Below are 20,367 nucleotides of genomic sequence, written 5' to 3'. Positions count from 1 at the left end.
TCTCATTAAGGCCAGAGAACAAAGATTCTCACAAACAGGTCGGATATACGTACGCAGTATTACTTTCTGTTACTCAAAAAGTGGTTGATCTATTCGAGGTGTCCATATATGTACGTTATCAAGGTGGGGATAACAGTGGAACTCCAGACTTGAGCATAGCCAAAGGTATGACGGGTGAAGGTGAACCGCTACTCGGCGATCTCTGTACCTTGTTAGGCTGGCATATCCAAGATCCTGTGAGTTACTGGGAACGTCGCCGCAATAATCGCGTTTATGAGCTACAACACAACCGCAACCCGTTTATTGATAACCCACAATGGGCAACAGATATTTATAGTGCCTCATGTAACTAATCTTTAGATCTCGTCCTCACGTATAAGCCCGACCATGAGTCGGGCTTATTACTTACGACAAAAACACATTAAGTTATTAATTTGTAAAGATTAAACAGATTACTCATATCATAACAACTCACTAACCATAGCTATCATCCATAAACTTTCAAATCCTAGATGACAATTCACCCAGTCGCTGGGATGCTAGATCCTAATCTTTGGGTATAAAATATTTTAATAAGCATCAAACTAAATTTGATCGCAAAACATCCACAGCTGTCAGGCCACAAACTAACATTCTAAATATCCTATCGACTCCCAACTTTTTCCTTGTAATATAACGTCTTCACTCATGTTGAAACCCAAGGAAGACGATGTATACCCCTAAGAACATGGCGATGACAGATCAGCAGGCCATCACAGGTTTTATCACGCAAAACAGCTTTGGTTTGATGGTTTCAAGCTCACTTAATGCGACCCACATTCCCTTTGTACTCGATGCAACTGTGGGAGAGAAAGGCGTACTGTATGGTCATGTTTCACGGGCTAACCCACATTGGCAGGAGATAAAAAACCAACGGGTATTAGTGGTTTTTAGCGGTGCACACTCTTATATCTCCCCGACTTGGTATAACGCTAAACCTGCAGTTCCCACATGGAATTATGCGGCGGTACATTGTTATGGCGTCGCAAGCCTATTGAGTGATGCCGAAACCCAAGTCATTTTGGACAGATTAGTAGCGCAATACGAGCCCAACTTATTGCAAGATAAGCAAATTATGCCGGATGACTACCAGCAAAAACTGCGACAAGGCATAGTCGGCTTTAAGATTGTGATTGATGAGATTCAAGCGAAGGAAAAGCTGGGCCAACATAAATCGATGGATGATCAACAGGGTGTATTCAACGGCTTAAGTGCGAGCGCCAATACCGATGCATCACAATTAGCCCACTATATGGCGCAACGTGATATCGGTAAAGGTCGCTGATCTCGCCGCTAATAAACGGTAACCACTTAGGCAAAAGCCATATTGATTATGATTGGATAAAAGCGGCCTGATTACGCTTAGCGCTACGCTGAAGCAACCAAAAAATAATCAGTACCCCAAAGGAGGCGGCAAAGGTGGTCAGTGTTAACGCAACACCTTTAAAGGAAAGTAAGTTTAAGGAAACGCCATCTAAAGCTAAAACGGCCAAGCCGAGTGGCATTTGGATAAATACGGCGGTAAACCAATCGTAAGGAAGCCGAGGAAAAAGTCGGTGATAACTATAAAGCACTAAACCTGATAGTAAAATCAATAGACTAGCATCGTGTGCGGCAAGCCAAAGGTATTCCAAATTGTTATCGGTAATATTAGGTGCAGCTTTAAGGATGTCGAGCATATAGCCTGCACTCGCAACTAAGTTAAAGCTGACAAAACTCAATACAGCTAATAAGATCCCAAAGCCAAGTGCGGGTAAATATTTCATTTAACATCTCTCTATTCACTGGGGAAATACACTTCTCACATCCCCTAAAAATCACAACATAGAAGATATCGGGTAGAAAAGTGGCTTTAGCTACAATAACAGCCTAAATTTCCCTTAGCTATTAAGACCATAGTCTTATGCTGGCAACAAACTTTGCTTGAAAAAACAAGATCAAACCCTGCATTAAGCTAGTGTTTTCAGCGAAGTAAACCAGTAAGCAATTAAAATTCCTAGATTTATCAAATTCGAGATACACCACTTAGTGATACCGCGCACAATCTGTCCACCCATTTAGGTGAAATAGACTAGCCAATTTAGTCAATAACGCTTAGGATCGGGGTTGCATTTTCAAGCCAACATATTGTGGAGTATCAAAACATTATGGGTATCAGAGCCATAGTCGTAGACACAGCGGGCACCACGACAGACCTAAACTTTATCCAAGATGTACTATTCCCCTATTCTGTCAAAGCCTTACCAGACTTTTTAGCGCAGAACCAACACAATGTATTAGTTGAAAACTGTATCTGTGATACCCGAGATATTGCCCTAGAACCCGATGCAGACTTAGCCCGCGTAACGGCAATTTTGCAGCACTGGGTCAGCGAAGACCGTAAAGCCACTCCGCTTAAAACCCTGCAAGGACTGATCTGGAAACAAGGTTACGGCCATGGTGAGTTTAAGGGACATATCTTTCCGGACTTTATTGAAGCGGTGAAGCGTTTTAGCGCCCAAAACCTGCGAATTTACAGCTTTTCATCCGGCTCTGTCGATGCTCAAAAATTATTATTTAGTCACAGCGATGGCGGTGATTTAACCGAGATGTTTAACGGTCATTTTGATACCCGTACTGGCAACAAATTAGATAAGCAAGCTTACTGCAACATCCTTAACACCATCAGCTTAAGCCCAAAACAAGTGCTGTTTGTCTCTGATGTGATTGAAGAATTAAAGGCTGCCGAAGCCGCGGGCATGATGACCTGCCAAATGGTTCGTGACAGCAAACAGCGCACTGGCGATTTCCGCAAAATCAGCAGCTTCGATGAGCTACAGATTGAATAACGCGATTGTTGAATAACTCAGCCTAAGCTGATTTAACACACAAGATGAAAGCGACTTTATGGTCGCTTTTTATTCGCCTGATCCTGTATCCTTCGCTGCCAGCGGAAACGCCGCAGAGATACACCTTTTCACTTCAAAACGATAGCCATAGTCAGCGTTTTTATCGGGTGTGATCTGCAAAATTTCGTAATCATTTAATTCGATCACATTCGACTCAGCTGGCTTTTCACAACGCGAGCGACTATTGGCTTCAAGTGTAAAAGCGAACGTAGCTAACCATTGCCGCACTAAATGCTGATATTGAGTTCGCACCGACGCATAGGCTTTCTTACGTTCCTCTTCTTCTTTAACGTCTTCGGCGTTACTTTCCATCTGTTCGTTGGTCAGTTTATCGTCTTGGGTATCAAGGGCAGCTTGAGTCAGCTCTGCAATCGGCACTGTCAGCACATCGGTCGCATCCGGTATCCGTCCCGCCTTTGGCTCGGTGGGAGCATCCTCAGAAGCCTGTTGGGTTGACGTAACAAAATCACCAAACGAGGTTTGAATACGGGTTTCTAAATCAATTAACAGGCTCAAGTGATACAGCACCACAGACGCTAACACGATACGGATCAAAAAAGTCGTTTTACGAAATGAGGTATGGGAGGTCAGCCGTAACGATTCGACGCCCAAAGGTTTAAGCAAAAAAATCAACACTAAATAGATGGGGATAATTAACTGCAACGCCAGCAGCACAATAGCGCTCACCATCAAAAACCAAGCGGGCATATAGAGTAAAATCGCCAAGTTATGGGTGTAATCTAGGTCGCTTGCCGATACCCCCACCACTTCATTCACTATCGCGCCAGACCAACCTAAGGCGAAGTTGGCAATAATGGCATAAAACAGCAATAACACAGCCTTACCCGCCAGACTGTGCCAAACTCGCTCAAACACAGGCCAGAACTCAATCGATATTGCTATAACAGCAATCACTGAGACCACTCCCATAGCCTCGCTACTGAAAGCCAGTATCAAAGCAATAAGATACAACTTTTGCGCAAAAGATAATCTAGCCAGCCCTTGGGGTAAATGACGCCATAACTTTCCCAAACCTAAACGCATATCCCTAACTGAAGGTAAGATGATTTGCCGCAAATAGTGGCGAACAAATTCGATGTAATGGCCTAAATTCATTATTATTTTATATTCCGCTGAAAGATTAAGGCGCACAACACTTGCCACTACAATGGGCAGATCCCATGACAATACTCATGTCACTCAAGCCAGTGTAGCGACTAACTTTAACTGTTCGCCAGCAAAACTTGTTAAACGGCCTCCTTTGCCGCTAAATGGATAGCCTACAGCACCTGACAGCCAGTTTAAGCCTGAGTCGAATCCCGCTCAGCAAATACAGCTTTGGCGACAAACATGCCATTGAGTGCAGCAGGGAAACCAGCATAAACAGACATTTGCAATATCACCTCGACGATTTCCTGCCTCGTACAACCGACATTCAACGCACCATTAATATGTACGTTCAACTGTGGCTGGCAATGCCCTAGCGCCGTGAGCGCGGCGACTGTGACTAGCTCCCGCGTCTTGAGATCGAGCCCTTCACGCTGATAAATATCCCCAAAAGGATATTCGATAATGTACTTTCCTAAGTCAGGGCAAATATCAGCAAGACTGTGGATCACTTTCTCACCAGCCTCACCGTCAATTTCGCTCAGCTTAGCTAAGCCCTGCACATATCTTTGATTATTCATCTTTGACTCCTGTTGGGTTTGACCACAGCAGGCAGCTTACGCCTTAGAGTTAACTCTAAGTCAATGGTTTTTATTGATGAATGACATAGGCAATGCGTATCAGTATAACTTGCCCTCTGTTTTAGTCCTCTGGTTAGCGGCGCAAGAAAGAGTTAAAGGGAAAAGTGAATAACATAAGTGTATTAGCACTTCACCGCTGACGTTAGCGACTGAACTTAGCCACTGAAATGAGTTTGGTAATAATGGATTTTTTGCTCGAGGGCAGCCAGATGCTCCTGCTCGTGACGAATCCGCTCGGCCAGTTGTGTTGCATGTTGCTCAAGCAATAGCTGTCTTTGACCTGCCGTGGCATCTCCTTTCGCACGCAGCTCGGCATAAATCAAAATCTGCTTTAATGGCATGCCCGTTTCTTTTAAGCGATTGATAAACCCGATCCATTCAGCCTCCTTAGCCGCATAGTCACGGTGCCCGCTACCATTTCGCACCACAGACCGCAGCAGGCCAATTTTCTCGTAATATCTGAGCGTATGTGCCGACACTCCTGTAAGCACAGCAAACTGACCTATGTTCATAATCTAACGATCCGCAGGATGGTTAACACCATCATTAGTGGGCACATTTTCCAATTCAAATGGGTTTACTCCTTCTAGGCAACCTATGTTATAGCCATATTCATGGGGATTAGAACGCCGTTGGTGATGGGTGTAAATACCGCAGTTGGAGCAGAAGTAATGCTTAGCGGTTTTGGTATTGAATTCATAGAGCTTCAACACATCCTCACCTTTGAGGATCTTAATCCCCGCTAGCGGCACAGAGCCAACAATTGCACCTTTACGGCGGCAGATAGAACAATCGCAGCGCCGTGGATTTTCGATGCCATTGGGCAATGAAAGCTCCAATACCACTGCACCACAATGGCAGGAGGCTTTATGTTTTGGCTGAATAAGGGTATTTCCGACTTGTTTAATCACACCAGACTCCTTGTTTCGCTTAATGTTATAGCTCGAATGTCCACAGTTTTAGGCTTGTCGCTCGCTCCTTATACTGCTAGTCTGGCCCTCTTAAACGAGCGTTTCAACTAGTGTTTTTACAATGGGTAATGCAATGGAAAATATAATGGAAAAGTTTCTCGCACAGCATCCTATAGTCACCGAAATCCCCGTCGCTTGGGGCGAAATGGATGCCCTGCAACACGTGAATAATGTGGTGTATTTCCGCTATTTTGAAACTGCACGTATCGACTTTTTTAATCGCCTCTTCCCACTAGATAGCCTTTATAAATCAGGCATTGGTCCAGTGATCAGCGAAAATCAGGCTCGCTATAAACGCCCAGTGACTTTCCCCGATACCTTATTGGTCAGTGTTAGCATTAGCGATATTCATAGCGATAGATTTACCATGCATTATCAGGCTTTTAGTAAACAGCAGCAGGCAGTGACGACGTTAGGTACTTCAGTCGCTGTGATGTTTAACTTTAAAACAGGCAAAAAGGCCGAGTTACCAGCAGAACTGCTGGCGATTCTTAAACTGCATGAAGTCACCTAAGTTCTAAGCTGTCCGAGTCCATAGATAAATTGCCATCACACTTTAGCCCATACCTTGAGGGAAGCATGTATGTCAGATAACGAAAATATCGAGATCGCCATTGAGCATCAAATGGATAAACAGCGTTTTATTATTCCTGTCGATGACTATGAAGCCGTGTTGGAATACCGATTATCAGGCCAGGATATCGATTTTAGCCGCACCTTTGTCCCCAACGAACTGCGCGGTAAAGGCCTTGCCGAGCGCTTAGTTCGCCACGGGCTTAAATGGGCCAAAAGCCAAGACTTTACTATCCAAGCCAGCTGCTGGTATGTGCAGAAGTTTTTGAAAAACTAGCAAAACTGATGTAGAAACATCTTTTAATGGATACTTCATTAATATTAAAATAGTCATTACTCGTAAGCAAAGCTATAGGATATTTATAAAAATGGAGAGTAAGGTGTTAAAGGAAAATACTGAAAAAAATAATTTCAGAGAATACATGTCAGACTCAAACACACTGCTTAGTTTTGTACTTACCTTACTGGCTGTTTTAGTTCCTACATTTAGAGGATCTGACTTCTTACGGCAGTTATTTCAACTAAATGTTGATGGATTATTACTCTATCAAGCTATTTTTGCATTTTTAGCTCTCATGTCAGCATTTTCTATTCTTTTTATCGTCAACAGACTTGTTTCCAAAGTAAAAGAACGAAAAACATGGAGAAAATATGGGTATTATACATTCGTTTTTTTAATGCTTGGATCCTTATCTTTAAGTCTAAGAGAATTTTATGCTCCGTCGTCTTCTTTAAGCAGTTACTTCCTAGAGAAAGAAGAACGTATTAGCTATAGCATGGTACAAGTCGAAGCTGGATTAGAAATTGAGCTAGATTACTGCTCAAAATCTGGCTCTCAGGTCATATGTAGTCTATTTGTTCGAAATGTTTCAGATGAAGATCTAGAAATTGGTGGAATTAATAGCACTAGAATTTATGATCAAGAGAACACTAAAGCTGAGTTAGAACGAGTACATATCGCAAATGAATTTATTAGGTCATCAAGAAGTATTCCTTTGACTAAAAAATCAGCTACATCTCTAAAGCTATTTTTCAAATATCCTACCGAATCAAATCCTGTCATGATCAAAAAGTTAAATTTCAAATTAGATTATTCTGATGGTACAAGAATAATGGCATTTAGGAATATAGCCATAACTAGCGGTATATAATCTGAAATATAATCATAAATAGATGAGCACGATTACAGTTGCGCTCATCTATTTGGAGTAATATTAGCCTTAACTAAAACCAATAAACAGGGTAATAGCGTTTGGGAACGGTGGATAGGTTGAAGTAGGGTGAATTGTTAGCCGCTTAATCGTTTTTATAACTAACACAATTAACTGGGACCTTGATAAAGGTTTCATTTGACCGCCAATCAGCTGCATTCGTGTAAAAAAACCTCATGCTGGGTTGAAGATTGGTAAGTACCATTTGTAATTTGATTAGAAATGTTAATTTTATTTTCGCCAATAATAGTGTTCACCAAAACATCATGCTCATGTTCAAGAGTGATTTGTGATGCATTTTTTCTCTAATAACGAGGAAGTAGTCTTTTGGATAGCTTTGCCAATAATACTTTAAGCGTTGGCCGTATGAACTATAAATGCTACGCATATTGAATGATTGAAAATGTCGTCGGTAGTCAGATCCTTTGCTTGGCTGGATGCGCTGAAGATGATAAAAATAATTGCAGCAATAATACGGTTCATTTTTTGAGCAAACTCCGAGTATTAATATATTGCCCAGTTTTCAAGGCACAATCACTGCTGGCTTTGGGCAATAATATGGCGCTTAATTTGATCCACTTGGGCCACTCAGATTAGCAAGCATTTCGCGGATATCTTCGGGAATAGGATGGCTTTTTTCGCTGCTGTAATCGTAATGTACGAGTGTGGTTTTCACTTCGGCGGTTTTATTATCAACCTGCCAACAGGTTTGAGTCAGTTCAAAGCTACTATTGCCAATGCGACTCACAAAGGTTTTTACCGTTACACTTTTGCCGTAATAGGTTGGCGCAATAAATGTCACAGTGAAACCTGCAACAATTAAATTCCATTGGTGTAAATCCAGTTCTGGATTGAAAATCTCAAAGATTGGCGTGCGCGCCGCCTCGCACCATACGGGGATAACAGTGTTGTTGATATGCCCTAGGCCATCGGTTTCTGTAAATCTTGGCTGGATTTCGAGACTGTATTCTGTGGCTGACATGCAAACTTCCTTTTTATTATTTTATGAATGGAAGAGCGGGGTGATTATCGCAATTAAACCAAACCACCAAACTCATCCATTATCCTAAGCGAAACGGGTTCTAGCCACTAGCCCAAAAACCTAGAACCTAGAACCTAGAACCTAGAATTCTAAAACTGACAACTTGCCGTTTCTGGGGTTTGCTTGCCGTTAGCATCGTACTTTTTAAGGCATCCAGCCTTACCCATATCATACATTTTCTCGTATTCTAACTTGCCATTTTTATAAGACTTATAGATCCCATGAGTTTTTGGGTTCTGTAAGTGATAAATTGTACGGCCCTTAGTGATATGTGAGTAATCGGCAAAACCCGGCTCTTCGGAATAGATGACACCGTTAATGTAGCGCTTGTGGATCACATGCTGTTCATCGATACGCAGCATTTCATTCGCTATCTTGCCATTCATGTCGTAACACACCTTATCCACGGCATAATTGCTATCGAGATCTTCAATACAACTCACGGCACCATTATCAAAGTACTCGCGCTGTATACCGCAGCGCGCAATGGCGTTATCCCAGTAGTAAGGTTCACCGTTCCACATTTCGCCTTCTTGCTGGCAGTAGTTCCACAGGCTTCTTAATTGCCCATTAGGATAGAAGCTGTAATGGGGGCCAGAGACACGGTTATTCACTTGGTGGCCATATCGGGAGAGTGAGTAACCACCATCAGTGGAATAACTGATACTTGGGCCGTATTCCTTACCCGCTTTGTACGTTTTTATATTTAATAAACGGCCATTGGAATCAAACTGATATTCTTTATCTACATCGCCATTGGTGTAATAAGCCAATTTATACAAGGAGCCACTACTATAATACTCGCGCTGTTCACCGTGTTTTATCGATGAGGTCTCGGTATTTTTTTGATTTATTACCCCTTCACAATCAGCTGTATAGGGATTTTCACGCATAATACATTCATCGTGTGAAGGCTTAAGTTTCACTGTTTCATTAAATTTAAAACTACTTAACTCAGTGAGCTCACCCTTGGGGTCAAAACGCATTTGCTGGCCATCTAGCTCACCTTGGCGATAGTTTGCGATATAACTCACTACGTTCGGACTTGAATACCAAATACTCTGACCATTGAGACGGCCCTGATCATATTGGCTGGCAAGATACATCACATTATCTTTATTGAATGATTTAGACTCTCCTTGACGCAAGCCATTGACATAGCTTACTTCGGTACGAGTCCCATCTTCGGCTTTAAATACCCAAGGGCCAGTGCGTTTTCCTGCAAGATAGGCGCCTTCGCCTACTTGATCACGGAAATGTCCGCGCGTCACTTTATCGACCCAAGGACCTTGTTTGGCCCCCTTTTGATATTGGCCTTTGCTGCCATCAGCCTCAAGCCATTCTCCATCTTTGATCCCATTGCGATAAATGCCTTTTTCCACTAATCGTTTATCGCTTTCTGTACCGGAGCCATAATCTGGCTCATAGACTTCGTAGGGGCCATCGAGCACATCCTGATTGTAGTGGGCAAAACCGAAGCTATCGGCCTCATCGAACATCGACTGTGCAATCCATTTACCTTGCTTTTTACCGTCAAGATATTCGCCTTCCCAATAAATGGCTTGGTTTTCAGTCTCCATCCACTTACCGACTTTTTTGCCCTGCTTGTAGTTACCAGAGTAAACCACGCTACCATTACGGCCATCGTAGGCTGCATACGGGCCATCGAGTACACCTTGGGCATAATGACTTTCACTGGCAAGCCCAGCCCAGGTGCTCCCCATACCCATGCTCATAAAATCGTAGAATGGGCCTGTTTTAGGGATCACGGCACCACCACTTTTAAGCCAATCAAAATCATCGGCCTCGAAGGCCACGCTCACTAATACAAAGCTAGCGTCTTCTTCACTATATCCACTGCGGTCAAAGGTGGTCACAAGGCTATATTGACGATCATTACCTTGGGCATCTTTATCTTTGCGGGTGAGTGGATAACGTAATTTATATTCGACTGCGGTCTTCACATCGACGGGCTTGCCTTCGGAATTACGATAGCCCACTAAGGTCGGCTTGAGCTTAGTAGAACCATCGACAATCGCTTTAATGGCGGGATCTTCAACCGCCTCAACATCATAGGTCATACGGTATTGTTGCGGAGGAATTTGGCTTAACACTTTACGAACGCTACCCACGGTAAACGAGGTTAAGGTTGGTGCCACTTCATCAAGCACAATCTGTAGGCGAGGGAGTTTTGTGAGCTCATCCCCTTCAAAACCATAGCCCCGTAAATGCTGACCATCGGCATCCCTGAGCATGACAACCACTTCTTTGGTGCCACCTTTATCAAAATCGAGGTAAAAAACCGCAACCACTTCAGCAGAACCATAATCATCAATACGCACGCCGGGCGCATCGCCATAGAGCATTTCGCCCCACACTTTATGATCTTTTTGGTAGAAATTGAGCCATTGCCCGTTAGGTAAATCTACAGGGCCATGGACTATTTTGTCGTAATCCGCAGCGTCAGCTGCAGGAATGACAGTCAAAGAAGATAACAACACCGCACCCGCTGCAGCGAATAAACTACGAATCGAAAGTTCCATTTAACTACACCTTTTACACTGACGCCTCGCGCCTCATGCGCACCAGTAAACGGAGCGAATTTTATGCTAAGAAAAACACTTCAGGAAGTAGCAGAAACAAAAAAGGCCGCGATGGCGGCCTTATCAGATCATTGTTTTAACAATCAATTACTATACATAGCATTAATTTCGTGGGCGTATTTATGGTAAATCATCTTGCGGCGCAGCTTGAGCGTTGGGGTAATTAAACCCGCTTCCATCGAAAATGCTTCCGGCAATAAAGTGAACTTTTTAATCTGCTCGAAACCCGCTAACTCATGCTGTAACTGCTTTAAGCGTTGCTCGAAATGTTCAACCACATGACTATGACGTAGCAATTCTAAGGATGATTCGTACTTCAGCCCCTTCTCCTTCGCCCAAGCCTCCAAGGACTCAAATGCGGGCACGATCAAGGCGGTTACATAGTTGCGTGCATCGGCAATAATGGCCACTTGTTCGATAAAGGGGCAACGCCCAACAGTTCCTTCCACCCTTTGCGGCGCGATATATTTGCCGTTGGAGGTTTTCATCAGTTCTTTGATACGGTCAGTAATAAATAAATTACCGTTAGCATCGAAGCGTCCCGCATCACCAGTTTTTAGCCAACCATCCTCAAACGCCGCTGCGGTATCTTCGGGGCGATTGTAATAACCGCGCATCACAGTGGCACCGCGAACAAGGATCTCATCATCCTTACCGAGTTTAATTTCAGTTTCCAGCAGCGGCTGACCATTAGAACCTGGAACACGATTATCTAAGGTATTACAGGTCACTGTGGCGTTGGTTTCTGTCATGCCATAACCGCAAAGCACAGGAATACCAATAGCATGGAAGAAAGAACCAACATTGAGATCTAATGCAGCACCACCACAGGGCATAAATTTCAAACGTCCACCAAGTACAGCCTGTAGCTTGCTGTAAACCAGCTTATTCGCGAGTTGCCACTGCAAAGATAACCATAAGCCACCCTTAGCCCGACCTTGGCCCGCTTCGAACTGACGTTCCCCCACACGCATTGCCCAAGCAAACATTTTTTTGCGGCTTTGGGGAGATTTAGCCACTTTATCCTGCACTGCACTGTACACTTTTTCGAGGAAACGCGGCACTACACATAGGGTATGTGGACGCACAGCACTAATCGCCTCTTTTACTCTTTGGGTATTTTGCAGGTAGACATTATGACCACCACGACACAGCACGTAGAAGCTCCAACTGCGCTCAAATACATGGCTCAATGGTAAAAATGCTAAAGACACATCGCCAGAACTGAAGGCCAGTTTTTGATCGTGTTGGCGTATGGTAGACGCCATATTACGGTAATCCAGCATCACACCTTTAGGATCGCCCGTGGTGCCAGAGGTATAAATTAAGGTCAGTAAATCATCAAGATTAGCCGCCTGTAAACGCTGGTTTAGCTCGGCTTCTTGCTCATAGGTGCCAGCCAGTAAGGCATCTAAATGCCAGTGTTGATTGGCGGTATCGGCAGCAAGTACCACGCTCGAATCGAAAACAATCACATGCTCAAGGCTTGGGCAAATTGTCTGCAACTCGCAGGCCATGGCATATTGTTTAACATCGTCGACAAAAATCACTTTGGCAGCGGCGTCGTTAACGATAAAACTTGCCTGTTCTATGGTACTGGTAGGATAAATCGGCACCACAATCGCGCGACTCTTAAGTGTACCTATATCAGCACAAGTCCACTGCGGGCAGTTTTGCGATAGGATGACACAACGGTCTTGCACTTGTACGCCCAGTTGGATCAACACCTGTGCAATTTTACTGCTAGTATGATCAAATGCTTGCCAGCTCACCTGATGCCAAGGTGCAGCCATTTCAAAACCTTCCAGCGCTATAGCATCCTTTAGGGACTTGCTCTGCTGCTGTAAAAGTTGAATTACATGATATTGTTCGAGAGACATAAGAGACTCACCTTTTAGCTTACAAGTGTACCGCTTTTGCAGCATTCTACCTGAAGGCCAAATAAAAACTAAGAGTTTTTGCTCTAATGTTGTGCAAATGTCGCCCAAATCACGCTGAAAATATCCTTTTATCTGCTAATGACATCGCCTTGCCAGAGTTTTTTCTTACCCCAAAACAACACAATTTGCCCAAGCAGTACTAAGAGTAGATCCCACAACAACCAGTCGACTAGGCTGCCGCCACCCCGTAAAGATGCAAGGCTGATAGACACCCACAGGGAATGCCCCGCCACGATCAACATAGTCAGCGTGATATGCAAAACGCGGCGACACATGCAGCCAAAACCGAGTATCAAGGCGCAGGCCCAGTAAGTACTCAACACTAGATGGGCCAGCAACGGCCAATTCAGATCAGCATTGAGCCAACCCAGCAACAGAGTACACATCAACATAATGCCGACGACCACATTCAGTAGTCTTTGCTGCCCAAGACAAAATGCCGCTATAAGTCCCTTTCGGCCGTTAAATCCCGGCATCAGCAATAGGGTTTCTGTCGAGCGCGAGCGTTGCACTCGGCTCCAATGCACCAGCGAACAACTAATCACGCTGAACTGCGCCAAAAGCAATAATACAGGGGCATTCCAATGGAATTGATACGACAACAGCCCAAGCGCTAAGGCTAATATAGGCAGTAATAACAATAGAATGGTGAGCATAGGGCCAATAAAAAAATTGGTCGGATGCAAATAACGCTCAAAGCGACTCAAGATGCGCATGGATTGCAGATTCGGCAGCCAGAACCAACCCATTTCGAGACCATTGAGATATACCGTCCTCGCCTCAGCACGCCAAGGTAAAACACGGCATGCGCGCGCAATCAGAACACCTAAAACCAATAGGGCAATAGTACTTAACCAAAGGGGAATATGACTCGCAATCAAGGACATAAATGGCATTAAGACAAACAACAAAAACGAAGCGTAAAACCACTGAGTGCTGAGTAAACAAAGCCAAATAAAGGTTAAACTCATCACCAAAGCCAGCACCAAGGTAGGTAGGCTCGCCGTCAAACCTAAAACCAAACAGAACAATACACCTATGCCAAAAACGCTGGCTAAAACAGCGACACTTTGAATGTAGATATAGCGACGATAATGGGGAATTAACTGCGCGCATTCATTCGCCATCAGACGTATGAGTTGCCATGCGATCGCCGCCGAACTTGAGACTATTCCCATGGAAAACAACAGTTCAGCACTGTCATTTTTACCATAAACCGCGGCGATACAACCTAAGATCACCCCCAGTAAGCCCGTACCTAAAAAGCTCACACTGCCGATATCAAAGCACCAAAAGCGCAGCATACCCTTGAAAGGGTTCATTCGCTGACTCGTTCTTTTAGCCTTCACGGTTTGCATCGGCTTATGGTGCACCACACTCATCTGTGTAGCTCCATAAATAGCTGCTCCAGATTTAGGGCCTCATTCTTTAACACGCCTGATATTTCAGTGTGATACCCACCTAAATCCACCAGCACAGAATCCCCGTGTCGGCTCAGCACTGTGATTAACTCAGGCAAAACGGTTTCGGGCGCGAGTGTTAACAAACGCACTTCTTCACGCAGGGCATCGATTTCCTTAAACAGCACTAACTCACCCTGTTTTATCAGTGCGACATGGCTAGCTACACGCTCTAGATCTGAAGTGATATGGGATGAAAACAGCACGGCAGAGCCAGATTCGAGGGCAAGATCAAACAAATCGACCATAAACTTGCGCCGTACTATGGGGTCGAGGCTGGCAACGGGTTCATCGAGGATTAACAACTCAGGGCGATAGGCCATAGCCATGATCAAGGCTAATGATTGCCTTTGACCCACAGATAAACGTTGCACCTGTTGGGTCACATCTAGTTCGAAACGAACTAGCCAATCTTGTTCTAATTGCATATCCCAATTGGGATAAAAACTGCGGTGTAAATCGAGGGCGCGTTCAATGGTAAAGCCTTCATAACCAAAGGGTTGCTGCGGTACATAACCTAAATGCTCTTTTGCCCTTGAGGTTAAGTTTTCAGGCGTTTCGCCTAAGGTAACAATACTGCCAGAATCCGGTGTGAGCACACCCAAGGCGCAGCGCATTAGGGTCGATTTACCCGCCCCATTTTGCCCTAATAACCCAACCACCATACCCGCCGACAAGGTTAATGATAAATCCTTAAGCGCCCACTTTTCGCCCGCACTTTTACCGCGAAAGACTTTATTCACTTGGTTAAATTCAAGTATTGGCGTGCGCTTTTGGTCCATCGAATTCCATCCTTTTTATTCTATTTATCGATACGTTACTTTCTAATTTTGCCAGCGTTCATTTAGCCGTTGCAGCAACTCAGGCAAGCTGACACCTAACTGCTTTGCCTGCGACAACAGGGCATCAATCTGGGGTTCGAGCAGGCTAATACCCGATGCCATAATCTCAGTTCGCAACGCGACTTTTGTCGCTTGACCGCGGCGACGTTCGAGCCAACCTTGATCGACAAGCTGTTGAATCGCGCGGGAAACTGTCATGGGATTTACCGCTAAATGCTCGGCAATTTGGCGTACAGAGGGTAATACGTCTTCCACTTGCAGTTGACCACCCACAATTAAGCGCACAATTTGCTCGTGTAATTGTTTATAGATGGGTTCGCCACTACTGGGGTTGACATTTAAAAGTTCTAACATTAGCCTTTACACACTGTATTAATACATTGATACACCGATACACTGATAGTTAAATTAACACATTCGTCCTGAAATGCAAAAAGGAAAGCGCGCATGATAGATAGCATGACACACAGGAAGTTAAGCAACGCCGCTCAACGCCTTGGATTAACTCTGCCACGGCATGATGCAACTAATGCCACATGTGCCACATGGCGCACGCGTATTTTAAGCACTCGTACTTTGAGAATGAGCGCACTCATACTGGCAATGGCAAGTACGGCGACGTGGGCGAGTGATGTGAAAAGCCAAGAGACACAAGCGGCGGCTGATATAGCAAATAAGACCGACACTTGTTATGTAGAAGGCGTTTCCGATCGCCTAAACTGCGGTTTTGTGACTGTGCCAGAAAATCCTAACAAACCCGATGGTAAACAGATCCAAGTACATTACGTCGTTTTGCCTGCGGTGAAAAATGCCAACCATCAAGAAGCCTTGCTGGCGATTGCCGGCGGCCCAGGACAATCGGCCATAGAGAACGCGGCAGGTTTCGATGCCATGCTGAGCAAAGTTCGCCAACAGCAGGATATTTTACTGATCGATCAAAGGGGCACAGGCCGTTCGAATCTGCTGGCCTGCGATGAAGGGGCGCAATCTCCGCTGTCCTTCGATGACAATAATGTCGATACCTTAGCCGAAACGCAAAAATGCTTAACCAAAATCGATGCCGACGTGACTCAATATGGCAGCCTCAATGCGATTAAAGACTTCGAAGCCGTGCGAGCGCACTTAGGCTATAAAAAACTGCATATTTACGGCATCTCCTACGGCACTCGCATGGCGCAACTTTACATGCGTTTATATCCAGAGCACTTAGCCACAGTGACCTTAGACGGCATAGTGCCCATGCAGCAAAGCGTATTAGAAATTGGCTCGGCAATTGATCGTGGCTTCGACTTACTGTTTAAGGATTGCCAAGCAACTGCCGCCTGTAACAGTCAATTTCCCCAGTTAAAGGCGGACTTTGAGCGAGTCGACGCTAAGCTCGCCACAGGCCCTGTGATGGAAAACGTTTACGATCCCGTCACGGGCGAAAAAACCATGTTGACCATGACGCGCGGTAAATTCTCTGGCTCGATCCGCATGGCGCTGTATCAAGCCAATGTGCGCGCCCTCCTACCCCATGCGATTCATCAAGCCGCGAAAAACAACTTCCAACCTATACTCGGCCTCTATGCCCTCACTATCGACAATGCTGGCATGGCGATGGGCATGCACGCATCCGTTGTGTGTGGCGAAGATATGCACCGCATTACCCCAACCATGCGCGAGCAGGCTCAGCACTCCTTTATGGGCAGAACCATGCTCGAAGGCTTAGAGGCGACTTGTTCAGTATGGAAAGTCCCTGCGGTCGATGACAGCTTTAGCGAGCCCATTAACAGCAACATTCCGACCTTGTTGTTATCCGGCGAAATCGACCCCGCCACCCCACCAAGCTGGGGCGAGTTAGCCATAGAAAAACTCACCAATGCCAAACACTTTGTCGCTCCTTATGCGACCCACGGTGTGGCCTATCAATCCTGCGCCAATAACCTGATCGCCGATCTCGTCCGCTCGGGCTCAGTCAACGATCTCGACGGCGAATGTTTAAACAAAGATGTGCGCCGCAGCTTTTATTTAAATGCCAGCTCGGTAGAGCCGCTTAATGCGACCAGCACAAAAACCACGACAACAGATGACCACACCAGCACTGGAGCTAAGGAATAAGCCATGATTAAAGTATCCCATCTTTCCAAGCGCATCGGTGACGTGCAGGCGCTCAATGACTTAAGTTTCGTCGCACAAAACGGCCAAATCACAGGACTACTCGGCCCGAACGGGGCAGGTAAAACGACCTGTTTACGTACTATCTTTGGCCTGCTGAAACCCGATAACGGCAAGGCTGAAATCGAAGGCATAGATGTCGCCATCGACCCTATTGGCGCTAAACAGCAACTCGGCTTATTCCCCGATCCTTTTGGTCTGTACGAACGCTTAACGCCACGGGAATACATTCGCTATTTTGCCGAGCTAAGCGGCTTATCATCCAAGGATGCCAAGGAGGCCACCAGCCAAGTGATTGCGAAATTGCGCCTCGAAGACATTAGCGATCGCCGCTGCAAAGGCTTCTCCCAAGGACAAAGAATGAAAACCGCCCTCGCACAGGCAATCGTCCACAGCCCGAGCAATATTATCCTCGACGAGCCGACCCGTGGGCTGGATGTGATGAGCACTCGCCTGTTACGTGACATTCTTATCGACCTTAAAAATCAAGGACATTGCGTGCTGTTCTCTAGCCATGTGATGCAAGAAGTCGCCGCGCTGTGTGACCAAGTGATCGTCATGGCCCAAGGCAGAGTCGTCGCCATTGGCAGCCCAACTGAGCTTTGCATTCAAACGGGCAAAGACTCGCTCGAAGAAGCCTTTATTCAACTTATCGGCACGGATGAAGGGATAGCGGCATGATGACTCAAACGAACAACAATGCAGGCAGCATCAATACTGTACAAGCTCAGATAGATAAGATCATGGATAAAGGAATAACAGCATGAATAAAATAATCGCTATGGTTCGTAAAGAACTCATCGATGCCGCCCGCGATAAGCGCTCTGTGATGGCGGGGCTGTACTACGCCATAGGTACGCCGTTGATCATGTGCGGCCTATTTATGGTGTTAATTGGCCAGCTAACCAGCCCCGATGATTTAAAAATCACCATTAAAAATCCCGATAAAGCACCGGATTTAGTAAGATTTTTATCAAATAAGGGCATCACTCAAGGTGCGGCCGATGGCTCTGACGCCAAAGACCTTAAAGCGATAGAACTGATCATCAGCACCGACTATGCCGCGCAAATGAACCAAGGCAAAAGCGCCGAAATCACTATCGTGGCCGATAATTCAGAGGAGAAACTACAGAACTCGATTCGCAGACTCGAGAAACAACTGCAGGCCTACAGCGCTGAAATGGGCAGTTTACGTTTAATTGCCCGCGGTATCGACCCGCGCGTGGTGCAGCCGCTCAAGGTAAATGTGCAAGACAAAGCCACTACAGACTCTAAGGGTGGGATGATCTTAGGTATCGCCATTTTCACTATGATTTACTCGGTATTTATCTCGGGGATGAACCTAGCTATCGACACCAGTGCCGGTGAGCGCGAACGCAACTCCTTGGCCCTGCTACTGAGCCATCCGCTGACCACTCGCCAGTTAGTGCTGTCAAAAATTATTGCGGTAAGCCTGTTCGCTTTGCTCGGTTTAGTGCTGATCTTGCTGGTGTCTAAAATCGCCTACGCCTTTGTGCCATGGCAGGAATTAGGCTTTAGCGTCAACATCACCACGGAATTTATGCTGCTGATGTTAGTAGTCGGCATCCCCGTCGCGTTAATGGCCGCTTGTCTGCAACTGTTTGTGTCTTTTATGGCGAAAACCTTTAAGGAAGCTCAGTCCTATCTGACCATGGTGCTGTTTGTGCCCTTAGCCCTGTCGATGGCCGCCAGTTACAACATAGCGCCAGATATGCTGCAGTGGTTGCCCGTCTCGGGTCAGCAACAGGCATTAATGGACTTTATCAAAGGTAAAGACTTGCCCATGTTGCAGTTACTGGTTTCGACCTTAGGCACACTCGCCATTGCGATATTGCTCGCCTTTGGCATGGAAAGGTCGCTCAGGAGTGAAAAAGTGATCTTCGGTTTATAGGGCGCTTCGATCGATAAACTTGGGGACGATAACTAAGTCGTTCCCAAGTTGAAAACCTCAATAGAAACGGGAGTTTGTTATGGAAAACGAATATGTCTTAATGGTGATTATGGTCAGCTTCATTATTGGCCTCAGCGCTACTGAGATGTTTAAGCACTATTTAAAGGCGCGCCAACTTGGAGTGGGTACCGCAGACGATAGGCACCTTGAGGATAAAGTGACTCAACTTAGTCTGCAAAACCAAGCTCTAATTGAGCGAGTACAAGTGCTTGAAAAAATAGTGACAGAGCCAGAGTACGAGCTAAAGCAACAGATTAATCGGTTATGAACCCTAAGCTCCTCAAACAACAAAGCCACTGGATTTTCAGTGGCTTCGTTTTTTACAGGCTCGATAGCAAGATTACTTAGCCTTAGGCCTGAATGGTTTGATAACCGACTCATTGCACTCTAAATACGGGCCTTCCATCAAATCGATACAGTAAGGAATAGCGGGGAACACGGCATCTAAACATTCGCGAATCGATTTTGGTTTGCCGGGCAAGTTCACAATCAATGAATCGCCACGTAATCCTGCGGTTTGGCGCGATAAAATGGCGGTAGGAACAAACTTTAATGACTCAGCGCGCATCAACTCACCAAAGCCCGGCATCATGCGATCGCAGACGGCTTCTGTCGCTTCTGGGGTGACATCGCGTTTCGCTGGGCCAGTGCCGCCCGTAGTGACAATCAAGCAGCAATCCTGCTCGTCGGCCATTTTGATCAACGTCGCTTCAATCACATCCTGCTCATCGGGGATCACTTGGTAAATCGGCTCCCACTCGCTGGTGAGATAGTCGTTGAGCGTGTCGATAATCGCCTTGCCTGAGATATCTTCATAAATTCCCGCGCTGGCGCGATCGCTTACCGTCACAATACCGATTTTTGCTTTGCTCATAGGAAATCCCCAATGATGTTGAAATAAAACCATGCCGAAAAAAATGT

Annotated in this window: 22 protein-coding genes; 10 read left to right on the top strand and 12 right to left on the bottom strand. The window is 45.4% G+C overall.

Annotated elements, in window-relative coordinates; translation table 11 throughout:
- The coding region (locus L2744_RS17680; RefSeq protein WP_248993141.1) for an endonuclease at nucleotides 1–353 on the top strand (353 nt) is incomplete at its 5' end.
- Nucleotides 354–709: 356 nt separating this feature from the next.
- Nucleotides 710–1,324: an FMN-binding negative transcriptional regulator gene (locus tag L2744_RS17675; protein ID WP_248993140.1), complete on the top strand. Its 615-nt coding sequence runs from the start codon at nucleotides 710–712 to the stop codon at nucleotides 1,322–1,324.
- 46 nt (nucleotides 1,325–1,370) lie between these two features.
- Here the strand turns inward: L2744_RS17675 and L2744_RS17670 are convergent, their stop codons facing one another.
- Nucleotides 1,371–1,805 carry a hypothetical protein gene (locus tag L2744_RS17670; RefSeq protein WP_248993139.1) on the bottom strand — a complete coding sequence of 145 codons (435 nt, stop codon included), beginning with the start codon at nucleotides 1,803–1,805 and terminating at the stop codon, nucleotides 1,371–1,373.
- Between the two features lie 381 nt (nucleotides 1,806–2,186).
- On the opposite strand from L2744_RS17670, the gene mtnC reads away from it, so the two are divergent.
- Nucleotides 2,187–2,867: an acireductone synthase gene (gene mtnC, locus L2744_RS17665; protein ID WP_248993138.1), complete on the top strand. Its 681-nt coding sequence runs from the start codon at nucleotides 2,187–2,189 to the stop codon at nucleotides 2,865–2,867.
- 69 nt (nucleotides 2,868–2,936) lie between these two features.
- Here the strand turns inward: mtnC and L2744_RS17660 are convergent, their stop codons facing one another.
- The 4 genes from L2744_RS17660 to L2744_RS17645 all read right to left on the bottom strand — a co-directional run bounded on the left by L2744_RS17660 (nucleotide 2,937) and on the right by L2744_RS17645 (nucleotide 5,586).
- On the bottom strand, nucleotides 2,937–4,043 hold the full coding sequence (locus L2744_RS17660; RefSeq protein WP_248993137.1) for a hypothetical protein: 1,107 nt from the start codon (nucleotides 4,041–4,043) through the stop codon (nucleotides 2,937–2,939).
- Nucleotides 4,044–4,228: 185 nt separating this feature from the next.
- Nucleotides 4,229–4,615 (bottom strand): carboxymuconolactone decarboxylase family protein, encoded by a 387-nt coding sequence (locus tag L2744_RS17655; protein WP_248993136.1) that lies wholly within the window; start codon nucleotides 4,613–4,615, stop codon nucleotides 4,229–4,231.
- A gap of 215 nt (nucleotides 4,616–4,830) precedes the next feature.
- Nucleotides 4,831–5,187, bottom strand: coding sequence for a MerR family transcriptional regulator (locus L2744_RS17650; protein WP_248993135.1), 357 nt, complete (start codon nucleotides 5,185–5,187; stop codon nucleotides 4,831–4,833).
- Nucleotides 5,188–5,190: 3 nt separating this feature from the next.
- On the bottom strand, nucleotides 5,191–5,586 hold the full coding sequence (locus L2744_RS17645; RefSeq protein ID WP_248993134.1) for a GFA family protein: 396 nt from the start codon (nucleotides 5,584–5,586) through the stop codon (nucleotides 5,191–5,193).
- A gap of 145 nt (nucleotides 5,587–5,731) precedes the next feature.
- On the opposite strand from L2744_RS17645, the gene L2744_RS17640 reads away from it, so the two are divergent.
- From L2744_RS17640 to L2744_RS17630, 3 genes are all read left to right on the top strand, one after another.
- Entirely contained in the window at nucleotides 5,732–6,160 is a 429-nt protein-coding gene (locus L2744_RS17640; protein ID WP_248993133.1) for an acyl-CoA thioesterase, read from the top strand.
- Nucleotides 6,161–6,229: 69 nt separating this feature from the next.
- Entirely contained in the window at nucleotides 6,230–6,496 is a 267-nt protein-coding gene (locus tag L2744_RS17635) for a GNAT family N-acetyltransferase (protein ID WP_248993132.1), read from the top strand.
- Nucleotides 6,497–6,599: 103 nt separating this feature from the next.
- On the top strand, nucleotides 6,600–7,370 hold the full coding sequence (locus L2744_RS17630; protein WP_248993131.1) for a hypothetical protein: 771 nt from the start codon (nucleotides 6,600–6,602) through the stop codon (nucleotides 7,368–7,370).
- A gap of 625 nt (nucleotides 7,371–7,995) precedes the next feature.
- On the opposite strand, the gene L2744_RS17625 is transcribed toward L2744_RS17630, so the two are convergent.
- From L2744_RS17625 to L2744_RS17600, 6 genes are all read right to left on the bottom strand, one after another.
- Nucleotides 7,996–8,412, bottom strand: coding sequence for an acyl-CoA thioesterase (locus tag L2744_RS17625; protein WP_248993130.1), 417 nt, complete (start codon nucleotides 8,410–8,412; stop codon nucleotides 7,996–7,998).
- A 149-nt stretch (nucleotides 8,413–8,561) separates the two neighbouring features.
- Entirely contained in the window at nucleotides 8,562–11,015 is a 2,454-nt protein-coding gene (locus tag L2744_RS17620; RefSeq protein ID WP_248993129.1) for a toxin-antitoxin system YwqK family antitoxin, read from the bottom strand.
- Between the two features lie 143 nt (nucleotides 11,016–11,158).
- On the bottom strand, nucleotides 11,159–12,955 hold the full coding sequence (locus L2744_RS17615) for an AMP-dependent synthetase/ligase (RefSeq protein WP_248993128.1): 1,797 nt from the start codon (nucleotides 12,953–12,955) through the stop codon (nucleotides 11,159–11,161).
- Nucleotides 12,956–13,083: 128 nt separating this feature from the next.
- Nucleotides 13,084–14,397 carry an ABC transporter permease gene (locus tag L2744_RS17610; protein WP_312018328.1) on the bottom strand — a complete coding sequence of 438 codons (1,314 nt, stop codon included), beginning with the start codon at nucleotides 14,395–14,397 and terminating at the stop codon, nucleotides 13,084–13,086.
- Nucleotides 14,394–15,257 carry an ABC transporter ATP-binding protein gene (locus tag L2744_RS17605; RefSeq protein ID WP_248993126.1) on the bottom strand — a complete coding sequence of 288 codons (864 nt, stop codon included), beginning with the start codon at nucleotides 15,255–15,257 and terminating at the stop codon, nucleotides 14,394–14,396. Before L2744_RS17605 ends, L2744_RS17610 begins: the two co-directional genes overlap by 4 nt.
- A gap of 42 nt (nucleotides 15,258–15,299) precedes the next feature.
- Nucleotides 15,300–15,671: a GntR family transcriptional regulator gene (locus L2744_RS17600; protein WP_248993125.1), complete on the bottom strand. Its 372-nt coding sequence runs from the start codon at nucleotides 15,669–15,671 to the stop codon at nucleotides 15,300–15,302.
- 93 nt (nucleotides 15,672–15,764) lie between these two features.
- Between L2744_RS17600 and L2744_RS17595 the strand changes: the two genes are divergently transcribed.
- The 4 genes from L2744_RS17595 to L2744_RS17580 all read left to right on the top strand — a co-directional run bounded on the left by L2744_RS17595 (nucleotide 15,765) and on the right by L2744_RS17580 (nucleotide 19,714).
- The gene (locus L2744_RS17595) at nucleotides 15,765–17,417 is read left to right on the top strand and encodes an alpha/beta hydrolase (RefSeq protein WP_248993124.1); all 1,653 of its coding nucleotides are present in this window, start codon (nucleotides 15,765–15,767) and stop codon (nucleotides 17,415–17,417) included.
- A 3-nt stretch (nucleotides 17,418–17,420) separates the two neighbouring features.
- On the top strand, nucleotides 17,421–18,155 hold the full coding sequence (locus tag L2744_RS17590) for an ABC transporter ATP-binding protein (protein WP_219254690.1): 735 nt from the start codon (nucleotides 17,421–17,423) through the stop codon (nucleotides 18,153–18,155).
- Between the two features lie 82 nt (nucleotides 18,156–18,237).
- Complete coding sequence (locus L2744_RS17585; protein ID WP_248993123.1) at nucleotides 18,238–19,386, top strand: ABC transporter permease; 1,149 nt, start codon at nucleotides 18,238–18,240, stop codon at nucleotides 19,384–19,386.
- Nucleotides 19,387–19,465: 79 nt separating this feature from the next.
- On the top strand, nucleotides 19,466–19,714 hold the full coding sequence (locus L2744_RS17580) for a hypothetical protein (RefSeq protein ID WP_248993122.1): 249 nt from the start codon (nucleotides 19,466–19,468) through the stop codon (nucleotides 19,712–19,714).
- Nucleotides 19,715–19,786: 72 nt separating this feature from the next.
- Here the strand turns inward: L2744_RS17580 and mog are convergent, their stop codons facing one another.
- Entirely contained in the window at nucleotides 19,787–20,320 is a 534-nt protein-coding gene (gene mog, locus L2744_RS17575) for a molybdopterin adenylyltransferase (RefSeq protein ID WP_106648670.1), read from the bottom strand.
- Nucleotides 20,321–20,367: the final 47 nt, after the last annotated feature.

It is taken from the genome of Shewanella profunda (assembly GCF_023283765.1).
Taxonomy (GTDB): domain Bacteria; phylum Pseudomonadota; class Gammaproteobacteria; order Enterobacterales; family Shewanellaceae; genus Shewanella; species Shewanella profunda.
Note: the sequence above shows the minus strand (reverse complement) of the source record. Positions and strands in the feature narration are given on the sequence as shown.

Bases quoted from the DNA above. Each gene is read 5' to 3' on its own strand.
- L2744_RS17675 (WP_248993140.1), top strand. From the start codon at position 710: ATGTATACCCCTAAGAACATGGCGATGACAGATCAGCAGGCCATCACA.
- L2744_RS17670 (WP_248993139.1), bottom strand. From the start codon at position 1,805: ATGAAATATTTACCCGCACTTGGCTTTGGGATCTTATTAGCTGTATTG.
- mtnC (WP_248993138.1), top strand. From the start codon at position 2,187: ATGGGTATCAGAGCCATAGTCGTAGACACAGCGGGCACCACGACAGAC.
- L2744_RS17660 (WP_248993137.1), bottom strand. From the start codon at position 4,043: ATGAATTTAGGCCATTACATCGAATTTGTTCGCCACTATTTGCGGCAA.
- L2744_RS17655 (WP_248993136.1), bottom strand. From the start codon at position 4,615: ATGAATAATCAAAGATATGTGCAGGGCTTAGCTAAGCTGAGCGAAATT.
- L2744_RS17650 (WP_248993135.1), bottom strand. From the start codon at position 5,187: ATGAACATAGGTCAGTTTGCTGTGCTTACAGGAGTGTCGGCACATACG.
- L2744_RS17640 (WP_248993133.1), top strand. From the start codon at position 5,732: ATGGAAAAGTTTCTCGCACAGCATCCTATAGTCACCGAAATCCCCGTC.
- L2744_RS17635 (WP_248993132.1), top strand. From the start codon at position 6,230: ATGTCAGATAACGAAAATATCGAGATCGCCATTGAGCATCAAATGGAT.
- L2744_RS17625 (WP_248993130.1), bottom strand. From the start codon at position 8,412: ATGTCAGCCACAGAATACAGTCTCGAAATCCAGCCAAGATTTACAGAA.
- L2744_RS17620 (WP_248993129.1), bottom strand. From the start codon at position 11,015: ATGGAACTTTCGATTCGTAGTTTATTCGCTGCAGCGGGTGCGGTGTTG.
- L2744_RS17615 (WP_248993128.1), bottom strand. From the start codon at position 12,955: ATGTCTCTCGAACAATATCATGTAATTCAACTTTTACAGCAGCAGAGC.
- L2744_RS17610 (WP_312018328.1), bottom strand. From the start codon at position 14,397: ATGAGTGTGGTGCACCATAAGCCGATGCAAACCGTGAAGGCTAAAAGA.
- L2744_RS17605 (WP_248993126.1), bottom strand. From the start codon at position 15,257: ATGGACCAAAAGCGCACGCCAATACTTGAATTTAACCAAGTGAATAAA.
- L2744_RS17600 (WP_248993125.1), bottom strand. From the start codon at position 15,671: ATGTTAGAACTTTTAAATGTCAACCCCAGTAGTGGCGAACCCATCTAT.
- L2744_RS17595 (WP_248993124.1), top strand. From the start codon at position 15,765: ATGATAGATAGCATGACACACAGGAAGTTAAGCAACGCCGCTCAACGC.
- L2744_RS17590 (WP_219254690.1), top strand. From the start codon at position 17,421: ATGATTAAAGTATCCCATCTTTCCAAGCGCATCGGTGACGTGCAGGCG.
- L2744_RS17585 (WP_248993123.1), top strand. From the start codon at position 18,238: ATGAATAAAATAATCGCTATGGTTCGTAAAGAACTCATCGATGCCGCC.
- L2744_RS17580 (WP_248993122.1), top strand. From the start codon at position 19,466: ATGGAAAACGAATATGTCTTAATGGTGATTATGGTCAGCTTCATTATT.
- mog (WP_106648670.1), bottom strand. From the start codon at position 20,320: ATGAGCAAAGCAAAAATCGGTATTGTGACGGTAAGCGATCGCGCCAGC.